At 72.7% G+C, this 21,581-nt stretch carries 17 protein-coding genes; 7 read left to right on the top strand and 10 right to left on the bottom strand.

Annotation, left to right across the window (positions count from 1 at the left end; genetic code table 11):
- Positions 1 to 2: 2 nt before the first annotated feature.
- The gene (locus tag EAO71_RS02165; RefSeq protein ID WP_147976052.1) at positions 3 to 1,616 is read left to right on the top strand and encodes an NADH-quinone oxidoreductase subunit M; all 1,614 of its coding nucleotides are present in this window, start codon (positions 3 to 5) and stop codon (positions 1,614 to 1,616) included.
- The gene (gene nuoN, locus EAO71_RS02160; RefSeq protein WP_147976051.1) at positions 1,613 to 3,262 is read left to right on the top strand and encodes an NADH-quinone oxidoreductase subunit NuoN; all 1,650 of its coding nucleotides are present in this window, start codon (positions 1,613 to 1,615) and stop codon (positions 3,260 to 3,262) included. Before EAO71_RS02165 ends, nuoN begins: the two co-directional genes overlap by 4 nt.
- Positions 3,263 to 3,349: 87 nt before the next feature.
- Here nuoN and EAO71_RS02155 read toward each other — a convergent pair whose 3' ends face one another.
- The 6 genes from EAO71_RS02155 to EAO71_RS02130 are packed head-to-tail and all read right to left on the bottom strand — an operon-like array spanning position 3,350 to position 10,034.
- On the bottom strand, positions 3,350 to 6,064 hold the full coding sequence (locus EAO71_RS02155; protein WP_147976050.1) for a fumarate reductase/succinate dehydrogenase flavoprotein subunit: 2,715 nt from the start codon (positions 6,062 to 6,064) through the stop codon (positions 3,350 to 3,352).
- Positions 6,065 to 6,083: 19 nt separating this feature from the next.
- On the bottom strand, positions 6,084 to 6,770 hold the full coding sequence (locus EAO71_RS02150) for an ABC transporter ATP-binding protein (RefSeq protein WP_147976049.1): 687 nt from the start codon (positions 6,768 to 6,770) through the stop codon (positions 6,084 to 6,086).
- Positions 6,767 to 7,612 (bottom strand): ABC transporter permease, encoded by an 846-nt coding sequence (locus EAO71_RS02145; RefSeq protein ID WP_147976048.1) that lies wholly within the window; start codon positions 7,610 to 7,612, stop codon positions 6,767 to 6,769. Before EAO71_RS02145 ends, EAO71_RS02150 begins: the two co-directional genes overlap by 4 nt.
- Positions 7,609 to 8,964, bottom strand: coding sequence for an ABC transporter substrate-binding protein (locus tag EAO71_RS02140; RefSeq protein WP_147976047.1), 1,356 nt, complete (start codon positions 8,962 to 8,964; stop codon positions 7,609 to 7,611). Before EAO71_RS02140 ends, EAO71_RS02145 begins: the two co-directional genes overlap by 4 nt.
- A 15-nt stretch (positions 8,965 to 8,979) precedes the next feature.
- Positions 8,980 to 9,207 carry a 4Fe-4S dicluster domain-containing protein gene (locus tag EAO71_RS02135; protein ID WP_147976046.1) on the bottom strand — a complete coding sequence of 76 codons (228 nt, stop codon included), beginning with the start codon at positions 9,205 to 9,207 and terminating at the stop codon, positions 8,980 to 8,982.
- Between the two features lie 56 nt (positions 9,208 to 9,263).
- A complete protein-coding gene (locus tag EAO71_RS02130) occupies positions 9,264 to 10,034 on the bottom strand; it encodes a GntR family transcriptional regulator (protein WP_187282526.1) in 771 nt (256 codons plus the stop codon).
- A 260-nt stretch (positions 10,035 to 10,294) separates the two neighbouring features.
- Here EAO71_RS02130 and EAO71_RS02125 point away from each other — a divergent pair, with 260 nt between their 5' ends.
- Positions 10,295 to 11,224: an AraC family transcriptional regulator gene (locus tag EAO71_RS02125; RefSeq protein WP_147976044.1), complete on the top strand. Its 930-nt coding sequence runs from the start codon at positions 10,295 to 10,297 to the stop codon at positions 11,222 to 11,224.
- 39 nt (positions 11,225 to 11,263) lie between these two features.
- The gene (locus EAO71_RS02120) at positions 11,264 to 12,088 is read left to right on the top strand and encodes a dioxygenase family protein (protein WP_147976043.1); all 825 of its coding nucleotides are present in this window, start codon (positions 11,264 to 11,266) and stop codon (positions 12,086 to 12,088) included.
- 63 nt (positions 12,089 to 12,151) lie between these two features.
- Here the strand turns inward: EAO71_RS02120 and fahA are convergent, their stop codons facing one another.
- Positions 12,152 to 13,387 (bottom strand): fumarylacetoacetase, encoded by a 1,236-nt coding sequence (gene fahA, locus EAO71_RS02115; RefSeq protein WP_147976042.1) that lies wholly within the window; start codon positions 13,385 to 13,387, stop codon positions 12,152 to 12,154.
- Between the two features lie 288 nt (positions 13,388 to 13,675).
- Between fahA and EAO71_RS02110 the strand changes: the two genes are divergently transcribed.
- A complete protein-coding gene (locus EAO71_RS02110; RefSeq protein WP_147976041.1) occupies positions 13,676 to 14,944 on the top strand; it encodes a COG1361 family protein in 1,269 nt (422 codons plus the stop codon).
- 74 nt (positions 14,945 to 15,018) lie between these two features.
- On the opposite strand, the gene EAO71_RS02105 is transcribed toward EAO71_RS02110, so the two are convergent.
- A complete protein-coding gene (locus EAO71_RS02105) occupies positions 15,019 to 17,019 on the bottom strand; it encodes a CocE/NonD family hydrolase (protein WP_147976040.1) in 2,001 nt (666 codons plus the stop codon).
- A 7-nt stretch (positions 17,020 to 17,026) separates the two neighbouring features.
- Complete coding sequence (locus EAO71_RS02100; protein ID WP_187282525.1) at positions 17,027 to 17,467, bottom strand: hypothetical protein; 441 nt, start codon at positions 17,465 to 17,467, stop codon at positions 17,027 to 17,029.
- 166 nt (positions 17,468 to 17,633) lie between these two features.
- On the opposite strand from EAO71_RS02100, the gene EAO71_RS02095 reads away from it, so the two are divergent.
- On the top strand, positions 17,634 to 18,644 hold the full coding sequence (locus EAO71_RS02095; RefSeq protein WP_147976039.1) for a polyprenyl synthetase family protein: 1,011 nt from the start codon (positions 17,634 to 17,636) through the stop codon (positions 18,642 to 18,644).
- 117 nt (positions 18,645 to 18,761) lie between these two features.
- Positions 18,762 to 19,913, top strand: a complete 1,152-nt coding sequence (locus EAO71_RS02090) for a LolA family protein (RefSeq protein WP_187282524.1) — start codon at positions 18,762 to 18,764, stop codon at positions 19,911 to 19,913.
- A gap of 121 nt (positions 19,914 to 20,034) precedes the next feature.
- Here EAO71_RS02090 and EAO71_RS02085 read toward each other — a convergent pair whose 3' ends face one another.
- Positions 20,035 to 21,336: a M28 family metallopeptidase gene (locus EAO71_RS02085; RefSeq protein ID WP_147976037.1), complete on the bottom strand. Its 1,302-nt coding sequence runs from the start codon at positions 21,334 to 21,336 to the stop codon at positions 20,035 to 20,037.
- Between the last annotated feature and the right edge of the window lie 245 nt (positions 21,337 to 21,581).

The following is a 21,581-nucleotide window of genomic DNA, read 5'->3' as shown; positions in this document are numbered from 1 at the left end:
CGATGTCCTTTCCCCTCCTGACGGTGACGGCAGCGGTGCCGGCGGCCGGTGCGATCCTCACCGCCGCCGTCCCCGCCGCCCGCCGCACCGCGGCCAAGTGGCTGGCGCTGCTGGTCTCCCTGGTCACGCTCGTGCTCGCCGCGGTCGTGTTCGTCCGCTTCGAGCCCGGCGGCGCCCGCTACCAGCTCGTCGAGTCCCACTCCTGGATCAAGGACTTCGGGGTCCGCTACGAACTGGGCGTGGACGGCATCGGGGTGGCGCTGATCGCGCTCACCGCGCTGCTCATCCCCTTCGTCGTCCTGGCGGGCTGGCACGACGCCGACCCTTCCCCCGCCGCCGGCGGGGAGACCCCCAAGGAGACGAAGAACTATCGCTGGCGCCCGACCCAGGGCTTCTTCGCCCTGATCCTCATGGTCGAGGCGATGGTGATCCTCTCCTTCGAGGCCACCGACGTCTTCCTCTTCTACATCCTTTTCGAAGCCATGCTGATCCCGATGTACTTCCTCATCGGCGGCTTCGGCGACCGGGCGCACGCGGGCTCCGACGAGAACGCCGCGGCCCAGCGCTCCTACGCGGCGGTCAAGTTCCTGCTGTACAACCTGGTCGGCGGGCTGATCATGCTGGCCGCCGTCATCGGGCTGTACGTCGTCGCCGGCAACTTCTCCCTCACGGAGATCGCCGAGGCGCGGGCGAGCGGCCAGCTGGAGATGGCCACCAACACCGAACGGCTGCTGTTCCTCGGCTTCTTCTTCGCCTTCGCGGTGAAGGCGCCGCTGTGGCCGCTGCACACCTGGCTGCCGAACGCGATGGGGGAGGCGACCGCACCGGTCGCCGTGCTCATCACCGCGGTCGTCGACAAGGTCGGCACGTTCGCGATGCTCCGCTTCTGCCTCCAGCTCTTCCCGGAGGCCTCGAAGTGGGCGACCCCGGTCATCGTGGCGCTCGCCCTGATCAGCATCGTCTACGGCGCACTGCTCGCGGTCGGGCAGCGGGACATCAAGCGGCTGGTCGCGTACGCCTCGATCTCGCACTTCGGCTTCATCATCATGGGCATCTTCGCGATGACCACCCAGGGCCAGAGCGGCGCCACGCTCTACATGGTCAACCACGGGATCTCGACGGCCGCGCTGATGCTGGTCGCCGGCTTCCTGATCACCCGGCGCGGTTCCCGGCTCATCGCCGACTACGGCGGCGTGCAGAAGGTCGCCCCGGTCCTCGCCGGCACCTTCCTGATCGGCGGCCTGGCCACCCTCTCGCTGCCGGGCCTCGCGCCCTTCGTCAGCGAGTTCCTGGTCCTCGTCGGCACGTACGCCCGCTACCCGGTGGCCGGCGTCATCGCCACCACCGGCATCGTCCTCGCCGCGCTCTACACCCTCGTCCTGTACCAGCGGACGATGACGGGGCCGGTGAAGGAGGAGGTGCGGACGATGCCCGACCTGCGAGCGCGTGAACTCGCGGTCGTCGTACCCCTCATCGCCCTGCTGATCTTCCTCGGCGTGTTCCCGAAGCCGCTGACGGAGATCGTCGACCCGGCCGTCAACCACACCCTGTCGGACGTGCGGCAGCAGGACCCCCAGCCCACGGTGCCCATTCAGAACGCGGAGGCAGCCAAGTGAGTGCAACGGCTGTCCACAGCCTGTGGACGACGGCCGCCGAGCCGATCACCAAGATCCCCGCACCGCACATCGAGTACGTCCAGCTCTCACCCGTGCTGATCGTGGTCGGTGCCGCGATCGTCAGCGTCCTCGTCGAGGCGTTCGTGCCCCGCAAGGGCCGCTACTACAGCCAGGTGTTCCTCAGCGTCCTGGCACTCGCCGCCGCCTTCGCCGCGGTCGTCGGCCTCGCGGCCGGCGGCTACGGCTCCACCAAGGCGCACATCGCGGCCATGGGCGCCATCGCCGTCGACGGCCCGGCGCTCTTCCTCCAGGGCACCATCCTGCTGGCCGCCGTCGTCGCCGTCTTCACCTTCGCCGAGCGCAGGCTCGACCCGGCCGACCACGGCCACAAGGTCGACTCCTTCGCCGCCGAGGCCGCCGCCGTCCCCGGCAGCGACCAGGAGAAGGCTGCCGTCAAGGCCGGGTTCACCACCACCGAGGTCTTCCCGCTGGTGCTGTTCGCCGTCGCCGGCATGCTGGTCTTCCCGGCCGCCAACGACCTGCTGACGCTGTTCGTCGCGCTGGAGGTCTTCTCCCTCCCGCTCTACCTGCTGTGCGCCGTCGCCCGCCGCAAGCGGCTGATGTCGCAGGAGGCCGCGGTCAAGTACTTCCTCCTCGGCGCCTTCTCCTCCGCCTTCCTCCTCTTCGGCATCGCCCTGCTCTACGGCTACGCGGGCTCCGTCTCGTACGCCACCATCGCGAACGTCGTCGACGGCTCGGTCGGTTCGGTCGACCCGGCGCTCGCCCAGACCATGGGCAACGACGTCCTGCTGCTCATCGGCTTCGCGCTGGTGCTCACGGGCCTGCTCTTCAAGGTCGGCGCGGTGCCGTTCCACATGTGGACCCCGGACGTCTACCAGGGCGCGCCGACCCCCGTCACCGGCTTCATGGCCGCCGCGACGAAGGTCGCCGCGTTCGGCGCGCTGCTGCGCCTGCTGTACGTGGTGCTGCCGGGCCTCACCTGGGACTGGCGGCCGGTCATGTGGGGCGTCGCCATCGTCACGATGCTGGGCGGCGCGATCGTCGCGATCACCCAGACCGACATCAAGCGGCTCCTCGCCTACTCCTCGATCGCCCACGCCGGGTTCATCCTGGCCGGTGTCATCGCGGCCACGCCCAGCGGCGTCTCCTCCGTCCTCTTCTACCTGGCCGCCTACTCCTTCGTGACCATCGGCGCCTTCGCCGTCGTCACGCTGGTGCGCGACGCGGGCGGCGAGGCGACGCACCTGTCCAAGTGGGCCGGTCTGGGGCGCCGTTCGCCGCTCGTCGCGGCGGTCTTCGCGGTGTTCCTGCTCGCCTTCGCCGGCATTCCGCTGACCGCGGGCTTCTCCGGCAAGTTCGCCGTCTTCACGGCGGCGGCGGAGGGCGGGGCCGGCGCCCTGGTCGTGGTCGGCGTGATCTCGTCCGCGATCGCCGCGTTCTTCTACATCCGGGTGATCGTGCTGATGTTCTTCAGCGAGCCCAGGTCCGACGGCCCGACGGTCGCCGTGCCCTCGGGCTTCACCGCCGCCACGATCACGGTCGGCGTCGTCGTCACGCTGGTGCTCGGGTTCGCGCCGCAGTACTTCCTGGACCTGGCGAGCCAGGCGGGCGTGTTCGTGCGCTGACACCCGCGCACGACCCCAGGGCCCGGTCCCCGCTCGCGCGGGGGCCGGGCCCTGGTGCGTGGGGCGGGCGACCCGCGTCGCCCTCGGTCAGCCGGCCGCCGGCACGGCCGCGCGCGAGGCGTAGGCGCGGACGTCGGCGTCCGCGTCGTCCAGGGCGGGGGCCAGCACGGCCGCGGTCCCCGGATGGCGCAGCAGCGCCAGGACCGCCGCCTTGCGGACGTCCGCGTTCGGGTCGCCGAGCACCCGCGCCAGCGCCGGTACCGCGGTCTCCCGGTCCGCCGCAGCCAGCCCGGCGGCCGCCCCCGCACGCACCTGCCAGGCCGGATCGTCCAGGGCCCGCACCGCGTCCGCGGCGTAGCCGGCGGGGCAGCCGAGCGTCCCGAGCGCCCCGAGGGCGGCCGCCCGGACCAGCGGATCCCCGTCCGCGAGGAGCGGGTCCAGCGTGCCGGGCGCGGCGCCGGGCACCGCCGCGAGCCCCTTCGCCACCGCCACCCGGACCTCACGGGACGGGTCCTGCGCCGCCCGGGCCAGCGCCCCGACCGCGTCCACCGACACCAGCCCGCCGACCGCCGCCACCCGCGCGTCCCGGTCGGCGTCGCCCAGCGCGCCCGCGAACAGCGCCTCCGAGCCCAGCCGGAGCACCCGCAGGACGGTCAGGGCCGCCGACCGCGCCACCGGGTCGGCGGCCGACAGCGCGGCGACCAGCGGCGTCCGCAGTTCCGGCGCCGCGGGCAGCGTCTCGACCAGTTCGCGCAGCGCCGCCGCCGCCTCCGCCCGTACCGCCGGATCCGCGTCGACCAGCGCGCCCGCCAGCGCCGGACCCGTACCCGCCGGGACGGTCTCGGTGAGGGCCGCCACCGCCGCCCTGCGTACGGCCGGGTCCGGATCCCCCAGGTAGGGCAGCAGCGCCCCGAGTTCGGGTTCGGACTCGGCCAGGGCGTGCAGCTCCAGGATGCGCGGCGCGTCGGCGACCGCGCTCCGTTCCCCCGCCGTGGACGCGGGCGTGCGGACACCGGAGCCGACCGGTGCCAGCTCGCGCGGACCCGCCGTCGCGACCTGTTCCGGCCGGACCTCGCCCAGCTCCCGCGAGGCGCCGCCGGCCGGCGCGTAGCCCTCGACCGGCACCAGGTAGGGAGCCACCGGCCGGGCCGTGAACTCCATCGTCCCCGAGGGGGACTTGCGCAGATCGAGATGGTGCAGCCAGTCCGTGTCGTCGCGCTCCGGATGGTCGGTCCGCGCGTGGTACAGGCCCCAGCGGGACTCGGTCCGCGCCAGCGAGGAGCGGGCCGCCATCTCGGCGCAGTCCCGGATGAAGCCCACCTCGGCGCAGCGCATCAGCTCGTGCGGGGTCGTCGCGCCCATCGCGTCGATCTCCGTCCGCATCCGCTCGAAGTGCTCGATCGCCAGCGAGAGCCGGGCACCGGACTTGGGCGGGGCGACGTAGTCGTTCACGAAACGGCGCAGCTTGTACTCGACCTGCGGCTGCGGCGGCCCCTGCGGATGGCGCAGCGGCCGGTAGACCAGCGCGTGGGCGGCGGCCAGCTGGTCGGCCGGCAGTGGACCCTCGGGGGCGCGGTAGCGGGCCGCGTCCTCGCCCGCCAGGTCGCCGAAGACGAAGGCTCCGATCATGTAGTTGTGCGGGACGCACGCCAGGTCCCCCGCCGCGTAGAGCCGGGGCACGGTGGTGCGGGCGTGGGCGTCGACCCGTACCCCCGAGGCGGAGTGCCCGCCGCACAGACCGATCTCGGAGATGTGCATCTCGATGTCGTGGGTGCGGTAGTCGTGCCCGCGGTTGGCGTGGAAGGTGCCCCGGGTGGGGCGCTCGGTGGTGTGCAGGATCGACTCGAGCGCGCCGACGGACTCCTCGGGCAGATGACTCAGCTTGAGGTAGACCGGACCACGGTCCGAGGCCAGTTCCTCGGCGAACTCCGCCATCATCTGGCCCGACCAGTAGTCGGAGTCGACGAAGCGCTCGCCGTGCCGGTTGACCTGGTAGCCGCCGAAGGGGTTGGCGACGTAGGCGCACGCGGGCCCGTTGTAGTCCTTGATCAGCGGGTTGATCTGGAAGCACTCGATCCCGGTGAGCTCGGCGCCCGCGTGGTACGCCATGGAGTAGCCGTCGCCCGCGTTGGTGGGGTTCTCGTAGGTCCCGTACAGATAGCCCGACGCGGGCAGCCCGAGGCGCCCGGCCGCGCCCGTCGCCAGGATCACGGCGCCGGCCCGCACGGTGACGAAGCGCCCGGTCCGCGTGTGGAAGCCCGCGGCGCCGACGGCCCGGCCGTCCTCGCCGGTCAGGATCCGGACCGGCATCACCCGGTTCTCGATGCGGATCCGTTCCCGCATCTCGCGGCGGCGCAGCTGCCGGTAGAGGACCTTCTTGACGTCCTTGCCCTCGGGCATCGGCAGCACGTACGAGCCGGACCGGTGGACCTGGCGGACCGCGTACTCGCCGTGCTCGTCCTTCTCGAACTTCACGCCGTACGACTCCAGGCGCCGGACCATCGCGAAACCGCGCGTCGCGGTCTGGCGGACCGTGGACTGGTCCACGACACCGTCGTTGGCGCGGGTGATCTCCGCGACGTAGTCGTCCGGTTCGGCGCGGCCGGGGATCACGGCGTTGTTGACGCCGTCCATGCCCATGGCGAGCGCGCCCGAGTGCCGGACGTGGGCCTTCTCCAGAAGCAGGACGTCGGCGCCGTGTTCGGCCGCGGTCAGCGCGGCCATCGTGCCGGCGGTGCCGCCGCCGACGACGAGGACGTCGCAGGAGAGCTCCTCCGCGTCCGTGAGGGAGGGGATGTCCATCCGGGGGCCTTTCGGGGGATCAGGAGGCGAGGGCCTTGAGGGCCTCGCGGCGCAGGCCGGAGAGGTCCGCCCCGCGCTCGCGCGGCCGGGGGTTTTCCAGGACGACGCCCGTCCCGAGGACGGCGACCCGGTCCCCGAGGAACAGCGCCTCGTCCACGTCGTGCGTGACGAACACGACGGTCGCGCCGGTGCCGTGCAGGACCTCGACGAGCAGGTCCTGCATGTCGGCCCGGGTACGCACGTCCAGCGCGCCGAACGGCTCGTCCATGAAGACGGCGCGGGGTCGCGGAGCCAGCGCCCGGGCGAGCTGCACGCGCTGGCGCTGCCCGCCGGAGAGCTGGTGGGGCAGCCGGAGGGCCTCGTCGGCGAGCCCGACGCGGCCGAGCCACTCCGTCGCCAGCGCCCGCCGCTCCGCCCGGGGGGTGCGGGCGATCGCCAGCGGCAGTTCGACGTTGGCGCGCGCGGTGCGCCAGGGCAGCAGCGCGTCCTCCTGGAACACCAGGGCCCGGTGGTCACGCGGTGCGGTGACCGTCCCGGACAGCGGCGGCAGCAGCCCGGCGAGGGTGCGCAGCAGCGTGGACTTGCCGCAGCCGGACGGGCCGACGACGGTGAGGAGCTCGCCGGGGTCGACGCGCAGGTCGACGCGGTGGGGGAGCGGGTGGCGCGGCCGGCCGAGGGTGACGGCGTCGAGCACGAGGGCGGTCACGAGACCGCCTCGGCTCCGGCCGGGGCGGGCGCCGACCCGGTCCGGGCCGGCCGGACCCGGCCGGCCGGCGCCGACGTCCGGACACCGGCCGGGGCGGACCGCGGGCCCACCACACGGCGGCCCAGCCACTCGACCGCCGTGGACGTCAGCCAGCCCAGCGCGCCGATGGTCACCATGCCGACGAAGACCGCCGGATAGTCCACGACCGTGTAGTCCTGCCAGGTGCGGTAGCCCACCCCGTACTCGCCGGAGATCATCTCCGCCGAGATCACGCAGATCCACGAGACGCCGATCCCGACCGACAGACCGCTGAAGATGCCCGGCAGGGCCCCGGGCAGCACCACCGAGAGCAGCACGCGCGCCCGGCCGCCGCCCATGGTCACGACGGCGTCCTCCCACAGCGGGGGCAGCGCGCGGACCGCGTGCCGGGTGGAGACCAGGACGGGGAAGAACGCCGCCGCGCCGGTGATGAACACGATGCCCTGCTCGTTGCTCGGGAAGAGCAGGATCGCCACCGGCACCAGCGCGATCGCCGGGATCGGCCGCAGCACCTCCAGGATCGGGCCCAGCAGGTCCTCCACGAGGCGCGAGCGGGCGATCGCGGTGCCCAGTCCGATGCCCGCGAGGGCCGCCAGCGTGAAACCGGTGACGATCCGGGTCAGGCTGTCGCCGAGGTCCTGCCAGTAAGCGCTCGTCGCCAGGCGGTCGGCGAAGGCGTCCGCGACCTCCGTCACGGTCGGGAACTGCTCGAACCGCAGCCACAGCGTCACGTCGTAGGCCGTCAGCGCCTGCCACACGGCCAGCGCCGCCGCCAGGGACAGCACCCGCAGCGCGTACCTCATGACGCCAGCGCCTCGGCGTAGGTGACCTGCCGCGCGCCGGGGTGCGCGGCCCGGTAGGCCCGCGCCCCGGCCGGGGTCACGAACGGCTTGAGCTCCGCCCCGTCCGCCACCCACACCGCCCGGTCCGCGAACCAGAGGGTGCCGGTCACCGCGTCCGGGACGTACGCCGCCCGGACCTGCGAACGGTGCGCCGCCACGTGCCGCAGCGCCTGCGCCGGCGTGTCGAAGGAGACGGTCCGCCCGGCCCCCTTCAGCCACACCTCGCTGCGCGCCGCCGGAGGCGGCGTGGCGACCTGGCGGGCGTAGCCGGCGCCGTACGCCTCGCGGACGAAGCGGTCGTCGACGAAGGCGTCCACGTCCACCTCGTCCACCAGCTCCGCCGACCTCAGCACCGGCACGTCCTCCTTGAGCGCGTCGATCAGCCGCGGCTTGAGGGACGGGTCGAAGGTCGCGATGCCGTTCGGGCCGTTGTAGAGGTGGACCACCTCCGCCGGGAGGCCGGTTGCCTTGCCGACCTTCTCGCTGGCCGCCACCGGGTGCTCGCGCAGATACGCGGTCGCCGAGATCTGCGCCCGTACGAACGCCTCGACGACCTCCGGGTGTTCACGGGTGAACGCCTCGCGGACCGTCACCCCGTGGAAGGTCGGCAGGTCCAGCTCACCGCCGTCGTAGAGCGCCTGCGCCCTCCCCTGGAAGGCGAGGAGCCCAGGCCACGCGACGAACTGCGAGAGCGCGTCCACGCTGCCGGCCGTCAGCGCCGAAGCGCCCACCGCGGGCTGCTGGTTGAGCTTGCGCACGTCCCGGCCGGGATCGATCCCGGCACGCTGCAGGGCACGGACGAGGGTGCCGTCCGCGGCGGAGCCGACGCTGGTCGACACCTTCTTCCCGCGCAGGTCCGCCAGCGAGCCGAGCCGCGAACCGGGCGCGGTCACGATGGTGTTGAGGGCGCCGCGCAGGTTGTACCCGGTCACCGAGACCAGCCGGGTCGGGCGCTTGGCGGTGACACCGCGGGCCGCGTTCAGGAGCAGCGGGAAGTCGCCCATCGAGCCGATGTCGATCTTCCCGGCCGTCATCTGGGCGGTGATCGGCGCGCCGGTGGCGTAGTCCTGCCAGACGACCTTGTACGTCCGGCCGTCCTTGGCGCCCTGGGCGCGCAGTTCGCGTTCGAAGTGGCCGAGCGAGCGCAGCAGCGTGCCGGCCGTGACGGTGTTGATGGTCTTGGACTGGTAGCCGACGGTCACGGTGACCGTCCTCTCCTCGCCGGCGCCCGCCCGTCCGCCGCACGCGGCGAGCGGGAGGAGCAGGACCAGGGCGAGGAGCGGCGCGACGCGGGCGGCGCGGTTCGAGGGCATGGGATGCGGGACCTCTCAGCGGAGCAGATAGGGCATGTTGACCGTGACCGCACCGGTGGGACACCGGGCCGCGCACGGGCCGCAGTACCAGCACTCGTCCACGTGCATGTACGCCTTGCCGCTGTCGGGGTGGATCGCGAGGGAGTCCAGCGGGCACATCTCGACGCACAGCGTGCAGCCGTCGATGCACTTCGACTCGTCGATGGTCACGGGCACGTCGGCCCGCTGGGGCGCCAAAGGCATGGCTGTCTCCGGGAAGGGGCGAAAAGGGGCGGGAAGGGGTGAGGGCCGGGGAGAGGTCAGGCGGTGCGGTGCAGCAGGCCGCTCATGGTGATCCGGTCGCCCCGGAACCGGATGAACTCCAGGTCCACGGGACGGCCGTCGGAGAGGTGGGTGAGCCGGTCCAGCATCATCAGGGCGGCGCCGCGCGGCGCCTGCAGGACGGCGGCGGAGTGCGCGTCGGCGTTGACGGCCTCCAGCGTGATGTCGGCGTGCCCGAGCGGCTGCCCGGTGAGGGTCTCGAGGAGCCGGAAGACGTCGGTGTTCTCCAGGTCGCAGTCCAGCAGACCCGCGCCGACGTCCATCGGGACGTACGTGAGGTCGAGGGAGAGCGGCAGGCCGCCGAGGCGGCGCAGCCGTTCGATGTAGAGGACGTCGGAGTGCTCGGGGACGCCCAGCCGGCCCGCGACCGGCGCGGGGGCCGGGACCGGGCCCGCGGTCCGCACCTCGTTGGTCACCGGGCCGTGCTCGTGCAGGGTCTCCGCGAGCCCCTGGAGCCGGTCCAGGGCGTGCGGGTACTTCTCGCACACCACGACCGTCCCCACCCCCGGCTGCCGCTCCACCAGGCCCTCGGCGCGCAGCAGGTCGAGCGCCTGACGGACGGTGTTGCGGGAGACGCGGTAGTCGGCGCCGATGCGGTCCTCCAGGGGGAGGACCCCGCGGGGGAATCGGGCGGCGAGGATCTGGTGGCGCAGGAGGTCGGCGAGCTGTCGCGCCTGGTCCGCGCGCAGCCGCCGACGGCGCGCCGCGGCGACCGGGACGGTGTGCTCACGAAGGCGTTCGGCTGGCATGCGACGGACCATACCGACGGCGTGCGCGGGATGGTGTTGCCACAGTGTTGCGCCACTTGAACGCCCCACCGGAACGGCTCTGACCTGGGGAGACCTCATGTGGGCCAGAAGATCTGCCAGGCCGCGGTCCACTGCGTGGACAGCCTGCGCGGGGGAGCCGAGCACCGCACGCACGGTGGCCCGCCGCGGCCCGTCCGTGTCAGGCTGAACCCCCGAGACTGGTCTGGACCTGTAGCCCACGGAGTCGAGGGAGACGGACGATGCGCGGCACCACCGTGTCACCCGGAGCGCCCTGCCACATCCCGCGTGAGGGAGAGCCGCCGCTCCACCGCCTGGAACTGCCCGTGCCCGGCGCCGCGCCCTTCGCCGCCGGCACCTTCGACACGATCGGCCCGATGTCCCGGGCCGCCTTCCCCCACCGGCACACCTTCTACGAGATCGTGCACGTCACCGAGGGAGCCGGCGCCCACGTCGTCGACCTCACCCGCAGACGGCTGCGCCCGCCGCAACTGGAGGTGATCCTCCCCGGCCGGATCCACCACTGGGAGGGAGCCGCCGGCCTGGACGGCACCGTCGCGCTCTTCACCGAGGACTTCCTGCTGGACCACCCCGGCGACCGGGACGTGCTGCGCCGCCTGGCGGAACTCCCCCCGGCGACCCTCGACGCCGCCGCGGACGCCGGGATCGCCCGCCTGATGACCGAACTCGCCGAGGAGTACCGGCACGCGGCCCCCGGCTTCGAGTCCGTGCTGCGCTCCCTGCTGCACGTCCTGCTCGTGCGCGCGGGACGGCGGGCCGGCCCCGGCGCACCGGCGCCCGCCCCCGGCCGCGCCGCGGCGCTCGCCGCACGGTTCGCGGGGCTGATCGCCCCCACCGGGGCGGGCCCGTGGTCCGTACGGGAATGCGCCGAGCGCCTCGGCGTCACCACCGGCTACCTCACCGAGACGGTCCGGGCCGCCACCGGCCGCACCCCCGGCCCGCTGCTGCGCGAGGCCCGCGTCGCCGAGGCCCAACGCCTGCTGGCACGCACCGAACTGTCGGTCCATCAGGTCGCGGTCCGGACCGGGTTCGCCGACCCCGCCTACTTCTGCCGCTTCTTCCGCCGGGAGACCGGGAGCACCCCGGGGGACTTCCGAAAACACCATGACGCCCGCGCCCGGTCCATCGAAGTGCCCGGCGGCCCTGCGTAGGTTCGTGGCCGACCCCGCAGCCCCCCACAAGGAGCAGGCATGGACGGCGAGAACACCCCGGCACACCCCAGCCGCAAGGCGGTTCTGCGCGCGGCGCTCGCGGCCGGCATGGCGGCGCCCATCGCCCTCATGGGCGTACCGGCCCTGGCGCGCACCCTCACCGACGGCAGCGCCGCGCCCGAACTCACCCCCACGTGCGACGACGGCGACGACCCGACGCCGGCCCAGACGGAAGGGCCGTACTTCAAGCCGGCCTCGCCCCTGCGCACCTCGCTGCTGGAGCCGGGCACACCCGGCACGCGGCTGACCGTCGGCGGCTATGTCTTCGGGCTGGCCTGCAAGCCGATCGGGGGCGTGCTGATGGACTTCTGGCAGGCCGACGTCAACGGCGCGTACGACAACACCGGTTACCGCTTCCGCGGCCACCAGTTCACCGACTCCACCGGGGCCTTCGCCCTGACGACCGTCGTCCCCGGGCTCTATCCGGGCCGCACCCGCCACATCCACGTCAAGGTGCAGGCGCCCGGCCGGCCGGTCCTGACGACCCAGCTCTACTTCCCCGGCGAACCCCGCAACAACACCGACACGATCTTCGACCCGCGGCTGCTGATGACCGTGCGCGACGCGGGCGGCGCGAAGGAGGCGGCCTACGACTTCGTGCTGAACGTGCCGCAGGACCCCGGCCCCACGCCCACGGCCACCGCGACCACCCCGCCGCCCGGAGGCACCTGGGTGGCCGGCACGGCCTATCCGGCGGGAGCGCGGGTCGGCTACGCGGGACGGGGTTACGTCTGCCTCCAGGGCCACGTCGCCCAGCCGGGCTGGGAGCCCCCGTCCGTCCCCGCCCTGTGGCGGGCGGTCTAGGTCCCGTCCGGGACCGCCGGGGCCCGAGGCCCTCGGGCCCCGGGCCCGCCGTCCCGGCGGGTGTCAGGAGGTGGCGGGCGCCGGAACGATCCGGCCCGTCACCTCGCCCAGGCCGACCTGGGTGCCGTCCGGACCCGGCGCCCAGGCGGTCAGGGTGACCTCGTCGCCGTCCTCCAGGAACGTCCGCTTGCCGGTGGACAGCTCGAGCGCGTCGCGCCCGTTCCAGGTCAGCTCCAGCAGGGAGCCCCGCTGGTGCACCTCGGGTCCCGAGACCGTGCCGGAGCCGTAGAGGTCGCCGGTCCGCAGCGAGGCGCCGTTCACCGTCATGTGGGCCAGCTGCTGCGCGGCCGTCCAGTACATCGTCGAGAACGGCGGCTCGGAGACCACCTCACCGTTGATCCGCACGGTGATCCGCAGGTCGAAGCCGCCCGGCTCCTCGTCGGCCGCGTCCTCCAGGTAGGGCAGCAGGTCGAAGTCGCGCGCCGGCGGGGCGACCCGGGCCGCGTCCAGGGCCTCCAGGGGCGTCACCCACGCCGAGACCGACGTGGTGAACGACTTGCCGAGGAACGGGCCGAGCGGCACGTACTCCCAGGCCTGGATGTCACGCGCCGACCAGTCGTTGAGCAGGGTCAGGCCGAAGACGTGCTCGCGGAAGTCCCCGAGCGCCACCGGCGTGCCCAGCGTGGACGGGGTGCCGACGACGAAGCCGACCTCCGCCTCGATGTCCAGCTTCACCGACGGGCCGAAGACCGGCGCCGGGTCGGTCGGCGCCTTGCGCTGCCCCGAGGGCCGCACCACGTCGGTGCCGGAGACCACGACCGTGCCCGCGCGCCCGTGGTAGCCGATGGGCAGGTGCTTCCAGTTGGGCGTGAGCGGCTCACCGTCCGGACGGAAGATGTGCCCCACGTTCGTGGCGTGGTGCTCGCTCGCGTAGAAGTCGACGTAGTCCGCGACCTCGAACGGCAGGTGCATCGTGACCGCGCCCAGCGGGTGCAGCAGCGGCTCTATGTCCGGCCGGTGCGCGGGTACGGTCACCCACGCGGTCAGCGCCCTGCGCACGTCGCGCCAGGCGGTCCGCCCGGCGGCGAGCAGCGGGTTGAGGCTGGGCCGCGCGAGCAGTGCGGCATAGGGGGAGCCGAGCGCGTGTGCCGCGGCCCCCGCGTCGAGGACATGCCCGCCGATGCGGACGCCGACCCTCCGCCGGCTGGGCTCGTCGGCGGTCGAGAAGACGCCGTACGGAAGGTTGTGCGGGCCGAAGGGATCGCCCTCGGCCAGGTCGAGCGGGGACTGCTCGGGCATCGGTGCTTGCCTCGCTTTCCACGGGTGTGGGGGACACGTTACGGGTCGGGCGGCGCGACGCAGATGACATGGGTCACACAAAAAGTGGGGCCTCCGTGCACAACTGTCCATGTTCAGGTGCTTTATGCGTCCTGTGGGGTGGCTGTGCATCCGGCGGCCCTCAATTCCCCCTATTCCGCGGCCATATTCGGGTCATACGATCACTGCTACGTCGTGCCGCGTGTCATCTCCGCGGGCGCGACCCCCCATTTCTTTCTTCTTCACCCAGAACCAGAAAAAGGGTCCGACTTGAAGATCCGTCGCATACTCGCCACCGCCGTGGCCGCCGCCGTGACCACGCCGGTCGTGCTCCTGTCCGCCGCGCCCGCGTTCGCCGACACGAAGCCGGCCGCGCAGACCCGGAACCAGAAGCCGACCATCGAGCAGCTCAAGCTCGCGGTCGCCGTGGCGCAGAAGGCGTACGACGCCTCCGTCATCGCCGAGTCCGAGGCCCAGAAGACCTTCGAGGCGCTGCTGAAGACGCTGGAGACCGGCGGCACGCACCCCGCCGCGATCGCCTACGACGCGGCCAAGAAGGCCGCCGAGAAGGCCGCCGAGGACAAGACGAAGGCCGACCAGGCCGTCGTGGACGCCCAGGCCAAGCTCGACGCCGCCGTCACCGACGAGGAGAAGGCCGCCGCCCAGCTCGTCCTCGACGAGGCCAAGGCGACCGCCCAGACCGCCGCCACCGCCAAGGTGACCGCCGACGCGACCGTCGCCGCCGCGAATACGGCAGTCCACGACGCCCGGGTCGCCGGCTCGCAGGAGCTCGCCAGGGTCCAGAAGGCCAAGGAGGACGCCCGCAAGGCCCTCGACGAGGCCAGGAAGGCGCTCGCCGACGCCGAGGAGGGCGCCGGCGAGTGCCTCGAGGACCGCGCCTTCACGGCTGTGCTCACCGGCCCGGAGAAGGTCGTCGCCGGCACCTCCGCCTACTACACCCTCAAGGTCACCAACGGGACGAAGAAGGTCGCGGACGAGGCGATCGTGGACGCCTTCGTCACCGGCTTCGACAACAAGACCTTCGGCCCGCTGGACAAGTACCTGGACCTGAAGTGGTCCACGGCCGCGAGCCCGAAGTGGCAGTCCATCGACGAGTCCGAGGGCATCAACCTCGGCACCCTGAAGCCCGGGACCCGCACCGACCTCAAGTTCAAGCTGACGGTCGACGCCAAGGCCCCGGCCGGCGAGGGCCTCCTGTTCGCCATCGGCGCCTACGACGACGCGGACGGGTCCTGCGGCGTCTCGGCGCCCGCCATCTTCGAGTTCGACATCGCCGCCAAGCCGAAGAAGCCCACCCCGGGCACCTCCGGCGGCGGCAACACGAACACCACCGGCCAGGGCGGCACCTCCACCACCCCGGTCGACGGCACGGGCACCACCGGCACCACCGGTTCGCTCGCCAGGACCGGCTCGAACGACGCCGTCCCGCAGATCGCCCTCACGGGCGCCGCGGCCGTCGCGCTCGGCGCCGGCGCGATGTTCGTCGTCCGCCGTCGCAAGGCCGGTTCGCAGGCCTGACCCGCACACCGACGGACGAGGCCCGCATTTCCGCAAGGAATGCGGGCCTCCCCTTTTCTCCGTACAGACGGAATTCACCCCGCCGTTCGCGGAATGCGCTTCTCCCACGTCCGGTGGAAGACCACTTCGCCGCCTTCCTTGCACACCACCTCGTTCGACGTCAGGAATGCGTCCGCGTCGCAGCCGATCTCCGAACGCGTCTCGATCGTGACGTCCCAGGCCGACTCCGGCCGGTGCAGCCGGATCGACCAGTCCGAGCGGCTGTGCGCCGACAACGGGTCGTCCTCGACGATCGTGTACGTCTCCCGCGCGTCCTCGGTGAATTCGAGGCCGTCCGGATAGACCCGCGTGCCGCCGTACCGGGGGTCGACCTCCAGACGCCACTCGCCCTTCGCCACGTCCCGCACCACCAGCCGCTCCGGCCGGGGCTCCTCCAGCGTCGCCGGGAAGCTGACCCCCAGCGGCGGGGACTGCTCCGGCTCCTCCCACTCGACCGCGTCCTCGGCGGGCCGGCGGACCGGCAGCGTCAGGTGCGAGGCGACGGGATCGAGGGTGAAGCCCGCCGCGTCGGGCTGCGGCCAGATCCACGGCCAGTACGCGGAGGAGACCGCGAGCCGCACCCGGTGCCCCGGCGAGAAGGCGTGGCCGATTCCGTTCAGTTCGAAGACGACGTCCTCGCTCTCGTCGACCTGCGACTCCACCGCGCGGTCGCGGCCGTAGCGGGCGGACAGGTTCAGCACCCCGCGGGTCACCAGCGTCGAGGAGCCGTCCGGGGCGACGTCGCACAGCCGGGCGATCACCTGCCCGGTCGGCGCGGTGGTGCGCAGCGACAGACTCACCCGCGGCCGGCCCAGGACCTCGACCGGGCCGCCGTCCGGCGGGACGGTGAAGTCGAAGCACGCCGAGCGGGCGTCCTCCTCGCGCTGGTCGGGCGGCAGGTCGGCGTCGTTGCCGAACGGGAAGAAGCGGCCGGCGTCCAGCCCGGTCTGCTGCGGGGAGTCGACCACGACCGGCGCGCCCTGGAAGGCGTAGGTGACCGGGGTGACGTTCGGCGACGGCCAGGCGGGGTCGGCGACCCAGCGGCCCGGCAGCTCCCCGTAGACGGTCGCCGGCGGGTGCGACCCGCTGATCCACGAGCGCAGCATCGGCTCGGCCATCACGTCGTTCTCGACGCCCTTCAGATGGTGGTCCCACCAGCGCAGGGTCTCCTGCAGGAAGCCGATCGCGGGTCCGGGCGGCAGGCCGCGGTCGGGGTACTGGTGCGACCAGGGCCCGATGATCCCGCGGACGCGGTCCTGGGGCAGGTGCTCGGTCAGCCGCAGCACGGTGTCCCGGTACGGGTCGTGCCAGCCGCCCACGGCGAGGACGGCCGCGCGGATCGCCCCGTAGTCCTCGCAGACGCTGCCGTGCCTCCAGTAGTCGTCGCGGGTCTGGTGGGACAGCCAGGTGTGCACGAGCGGCTCCACGGCCGCCAGCCGCCGGAGCCACAGCGCGCGCCACTCCTCGCCGGCGTAGCGCGGGTCCGGGGGCCGGCAGACGAAGGCGAGCATCGTCGCGGCCCAGGCGTGCATGTCCACGGCGAGGACGGAGCCGCCCATGTAGTGGACGTCGTTGTCGTAGCGGTCGTCGGTCGAGCAGACGGTGACGATCGCCTTCAGCGGCTCGGGGGCGAGCGCGGCGATCTGGAGCGAGTTGAAGCCGCCCCAGGAGATCCCGAACATGCCGACCCGGCCCGTGCACCACTCCTGAGCGGCCAGCCAGTGCACCACGGCCACCCCGTCGGCCAGCTCCACCGGGTCGTACTCGTCGCCCGGCAGCCCCTCGCTGTTGCCGTGGCCGCGCACGTCGACCCGCACCGAGGCGTAGCCGTGCCCGGCGTACCAGGGGTGACGCTGCCAGTCCCGGGGCGCGGTCCAGTCCGTCAGGCGGTACGGCAGGTACTCCAGGAGGGCCGGGACCGGCTCGTCGGTCACCGGCCGCCAGACCCGGGCGTAGAGCCGGGTGCCGTCCGGCAGCGGGATGCGGACGTCCTCGTGGACGGTCTCGTACGGGAACTCGGTGCGGATCTTCGTCACGGGTACCTCACGGCTGCCTCAGTGGACGGGGTGCGTGGTGCGGCGCGGCCGGGGCGCCGGCCCGGCCGGCGGCCACGGCGAACTCGGCGGCGTGGCTGCGCCCGGCCAGGTGACGGCGCCCGGCGACGTACCGGATCGGGCCGGAGGCCATGCCGACGGCGGCGGCCGGGAAACCCCGCTGCCGGCCCCGGCCACACAGGTGGACGAGGGCGCCGCGGGCCGCCGGGACGGACGCGGCGGTACCCGCGTCCGGGCCCGTGCCTCCGTTCCCCGCTGCGGCGGCGAAGGAGGGGACGAGGACCGCCCGCGCGCCGAGGAAGGGGAGCCGCTCCCGGACCTCGGGGCCCGAGAGCGTCAGCAGCCCCCTCGGTCGGCCGAAGGAGGCATGATCGTCTCCGGCGGGCGGCTGCTCGCCGCTCGTCTCACCGTCGATCGTTGTTCGAGACAAATCGCCCACTCCCGGTCGTATCAGCTGATCACGAACATACCGGGGGTGGCGGGAAGGCGCCCATGGTGATCGAAACGCGACCGGATACGCTGACTTGAGTGAATCCAGCGACACATCGACAATCCGTGTGATCGGCAGCAGGCTTCAGCAGACAGGAGACCCCCTCGTGACCGTCGTCGGGCCGTTCGGGCTGAGCGTGCGGGACCAGGCTCTCGAAGCCGATGTCCAGACCGGACTCGCGGCTGTGGAGGCGGGTCTCCTCGACGCCACCAAGAGCGAGATCCCCTTCATCACGGAGGCCGCGCAGCACCTCGTCCTGGCCGGGGGCAAGCGCTTCAGGCCGCTGCTCGTGATGCTCGCCGCCCAGTTCGGCGACCCCTACGCGCCGGGTGTCGTGCCCTCGGCCGTCGTCGTCGAGCTCACCCACCTCGCCACGCTGTACCACGACGACGTGATGGACGAGGCGGACGTGCGCCGCGGCGTCGACAGCGCGAACAGCCGCTGGGGCAACTCGATCGCCGTCCTCACGGGTGACTTCCTCTTCGCCCGCGCCTCGCACACCCTGGCGGATCTCGGACCCGAGGCCGTACGCATCCAGGCCGAGGCGTTCGAACGGCTCGTCACCGGCCAGATCCTGGAGACGGCCGGACCGCAGGGCGACCGCGACCCCGTCGACCACTACCTCGACGTCCTCGGCGGCAAGACCGGCTCGCTGGTCGCCGTCTCCTGCCGTTTCGGCGCGATGATGTCCGGCGCCGACGAGGGCATCGTCGACATCCTCACCCAGTACGGCGAGCGGCTCGGCGTCGCCTTCCAGCTCGCCGACGACGTCCTCGACATCGCCTCCGACTCCCACGAGTCCGGCAAGACCCCCGGTACCGACCTCAGGGAGGGCGTCCCGACCCTCCCCGTGCTCCACGTACGGGCCGCCGCCGCCGCGCACGGGCGCCCGGACGACGTGGAACTCGTCGAACTCCTCGACAGCGACCTCACCGACGACGTACGGCACGCCGAGGCCCTGCGCCGGCTGCGGGTCCACCCCGCCCTGGAGCAGGCCCGCCGCGACACCGTGCGGTTCGCGGAGGAGGCACGGGCCATGCTGGCGCCGCTGCCCGAGGGATACGCGAAGGCGGCCCTGGAGGAGCTGTGCGACGCGGTGGTCCACCGCGCGGGCTAGGGACTCTCAGGGTCCCGTCATCCCGTAGCAGTACGTGAGGTTGAGCCCGGAGTCTGACGATTCCCTCCCGCCGATTTGGTCAGATGGATGTCATCGACCACGGAGGTAGGACAGACCATGGCACCGAACGAAAACCGCAGGGCGAGCCGCTACGTCGTCCCGGTCGCGGTGGCCGCAGTGGCCGCGGCGACCATCGGCCTCGTCCCGGCGCTGGCCGCGTCGGGCGACCCCGACCTGCCGGAGATCACGGCGCAGGAACTCGTCGAGAAGATCGCCGCGTCGGACACCCAGGCACTGTCCGGCACGTTCAAGATCAGCACGGACCTCGGCCTGCCGTCCTTCGCGGGCCTGACCGGCGGCGCCGGGGGCTCCTCCTCGGCCGACCCGCAGGAACGGCTCACCGAGCTCTTCTCCGGTACGCACACGCTGCGCCTCGCGGCGGACGGCCCGGACCGGCAGAAGGTGACGCTGCTCGACGGCTCGGACGAGTACAGCCTGATCCACGACGGCGACGACGTCTGGGCGTACGACAGCAAGTCCAACGAGGCGTACCACGAGAAGGACGGCGGCCCGAAGGACGGCGGCCACGAGACGGGCGGCCACAAGGCGGGGGAGAAGCCGGAGAACCTGCCCAGCACGCCCAAGGAGCTCGCGGACGAGATCCTGAAGGCCGCCGACGGCACCACGTCGATCACGGTCGGCGGGACGGCCAAGGTGGCCGGCCGTGACGCCTACCAGCTCGTCGTCAAGCCGAAGCAGAGCGGATCGACGGTCGAGTCGGTGAAGGTGGCCGTCGACGCCGCCACGGGCACCCCCCTCAAGTTCACGCTCTCCTCGACCGAGGGCGGCAAGCCCGTCGTCGACGCGGGCTTCACGAAGATCGACTTCGGCAAGCCCGCCGCCTCCGCCTTCGCCGCGCCCAAGGGCGCGAAGGTGACGGAGGGCTTCCCGGAGGGCGAGGACAAGGGTCCGCAGGGCCTCGGGGACCTCACGGGCCTGGGGGACCTCAGCGGCACGAACGTGATCGGCGAGGGCTGGACGACGATCGCGAAGCTCGACACGGGCGCCCCGGCGCCCAAGGACTCCGAGGTCCCGGCGGAGGCCAAGGGCTTCCTCGACGCCCTCGGCGACAAGGTCACCGGGAAGTTCGGTTCGGGCACGGTCTTCAAGACCAAGCTCGTCAACGCCCTGATGACGGACGACGGCAAGGTCTACGTCGGCGCGGTCACCCAGGACGCCCTGGTGGACGCGGCGAACGCGGGGCGGTAGGGCACCGCGGGCCTGGTTGCCCGGGTGGGTCGGGGGCAGTCCTTCACCGACCCACCCGGGAGGCTGTGCGTGCCGTCCGGCCAGGGGCCGGACGGCACGGACGCGTGCAGGGGCGAACGGCTCAGAAGGTGAGCTTGAAGCTGTTGATGTAGCCGGTGTCCGCCGCCGCCTTGTCCTGGACCCGCAGCTTCCAGGCGCCGTTGGCGACCTCGCTGGAGGCGTCGACGGTGTAGGTCTGGACGATGTTGTCGGCGCTGCCGCCGGAGCGGTTGCTCAGGCTGTAGACCGACCCGTCCGGCGCGACCAGGTCGACGACCAGGTCACCGCGGTAGGTGTGGACGATGTCCACGCCGACCTTCAGCGTGGACGGGGCGTTGCCGGTGACACCGGTGACGTTGAGCGTCGAGGTCACCGCGGCGCCGTTGTCCGGGATGGACACGTCGGTGGTGTTCTCGAAGACCGTGCCGGGCGGCTGGGTCGTGCCGGCCGACAGCGTCCAGATCGCGTGGGCGATCGCGTCGCTGTTGCGGTCGAGGGCCGTGTCGTTGATGTTCGACGTCGTGTCGCACGACGAGTGGTAGCAGCGGTCGAAGGCCGTGGCCGTGCCGCCCCACTTCTGCACCTGCGCGCTGCTCTTCACCCGGCTGGCGCCGGTGAACAGGCCGCCGACGGGGACGCCGACGTTCTTGAACGACGCGTGGTCGGAGCGGCCGTCGCCCTCGGTCTCGATCTCGGTGGGGACGCCGAGACCCGCGAAGTAGCTCTTGAAGGTCTGCTCGATGGTGGGGTCGTCGTCGTAGACGAAGTAGCCCGGGTTCGGCGACCCGATCATGTCGAAGTTCAGGTACCCGGAGAGCTTCGAGCGCTCCGTGGTGGGCAGCTGGCTGACGTAGTACTTCGACCCGACGAGGCCGAGCTCCTCGGCGCCCCACCAGCCGAAGCGCAGGTGCTTGGTGGGCTGGAGGCCGGCCCGGGAGACGGCGAGCGCGGTCTCCAGGACGGCGGCCGAACCGGAGCCGTTGTCGTTGATGCCGGGACCGGAGGTGACCGAGTCCAGGTGGGAGCCGGCCATCAGGACCTGGTTGGGGTCGCCCCCCGGCCAGTCGGCTATCAGGTTGTAGCCGGTGGAGCCGCTGGAGGTGAACTGCTGGACGGTGGTGGTGTATCCGGCCGCGTCCAGCTTGGCCTTCACGAAGTCGATCGACGCCTTGTAGCCGGTACGGCCGTGGGCGCGGTTGCCGCCGTTGGCGGTGGCGATCGACTGGAGGTCCGCGAGGTGCTGCTTGACGTTGGCCACCGAGATGTCGGGTGCGGCGAGCGCGGCGTCCGGCTGCGCGGTGGCGGAGGGGGCCGAGGTGCCGAGCAACCCGGCGAGTGCGAGCGCGGCGACGGCGCCGACGCGTCTGGGCACGGAGAACTTCATGTGGGGGCTCCGGATTCCGAACGGGGATGGGACGGAACGTGCGAGACGCCCCGCGGCGTGGGTGCCACGAGGCGCTGGAGCTGTGCATGGTGCGTTTGTGCGGCGTACGGCTGTGCGTGCTGAATGTTCAGCGAGGGTTTGACTTCCCGTCAAGAGCGGAAACCGGTCACGCGGGTTCGCTCACCGGACGCCCCCGTCCGCCACCGCCCTCCCCCGGCCCGGGAGGCGCTTCGGGCACAAGGGGG

Source organism: Streptomyces sp. MS191, assembly GCF_008042125.1.
In the GTDB taxonomy this organism is placed as follows: Bacteria; Actinomycetota; Actinomycetes; order Streptomycetales; family Streptomycetaceae; genus Streptomyces.
The sequence above is the reverse complement of the archived record's forward strand: the minus strand, read 5'-3'. Positions and strand labels throughout refer to the sequence as shown.

Coding starts and splice junctions, on each gene's coding strand:
- EAO71_RS02165 (WP_147976052.1), top strand. CDS start 3: ATGTCCTTTCCCCTCCTGACGGTGACGGCAGCGGTGCCGGCGGCCGGT.
- EAO71_RS02155 (WP_147976050.1), bottom strand. CDS start 6,064: ATGGACATCCCCTCCCTCACGGACGCGGAGGAGCTCTCCTGCGACGTC.
- EAO71_RS02145 (WP_147976048.1), bottom strand. CDS start 7,612: ATGAGGTACGCGCTGCGGGTGCTGTCCCTGGCGGCGGCGCTGGCCGTG.
- EAO71_RS02140 (WP_147976047.1), bottom strand. CDS start 8,964: ATGCCCTCGAACCGCGCCGCCCGCGTCGCGCCGCTCCTCGCCCTGGTC.
- EAO71_RS02135 (WP_147976046.1), bottom strand. CDS start 9,207: ATGCCTTTGGCGCCCCAGCGGGCCGACGTGCCCGTGACCATCGACGAG.
- EAO71_RS02130 (WP_187282526.1), bottom strand. CDS start 10,034: ATGCCAGCCGAACGCCTTCGTGAGCACACCGTCCCGGTCGCCGCGGCG.
- EAO71_RS02125 (WP_147976044.1), top strand. CDS start 10,295: ATGCGCGGCACCACCGTGTCACCCGGAGCGCCCTGCCACATCCCGCGT.
- EAO71_RS02120 (WP_147976043.1), top strand. CDS start 11,264: ATGGACGGCGAGAACACCCCGGCACACCCCAGCCGCAAGGCGGTTCTG.
- fahA (WP_147976042.1), bottom strand. CDS start 13,387: ATGCCCGAGCAGTCCCCGCTCGACCTGGCCGAGGGCGATCCCTTCGGC.
- EAO71_RS02090 (WP_187282524.1), top strand. CDS start 18,762: ATGGCACCGAACGAAAACCGCAGGGCGAGCCGCTACGTCGTCCCGGTC.
- EAO71_RS02085 (WP_147976037.1), bottom strand. CDS start 21,336: ATGAAGTTCTCCGTGCCCAGACGCGTCGGCGCCGTCGCCGCGCTCGCA.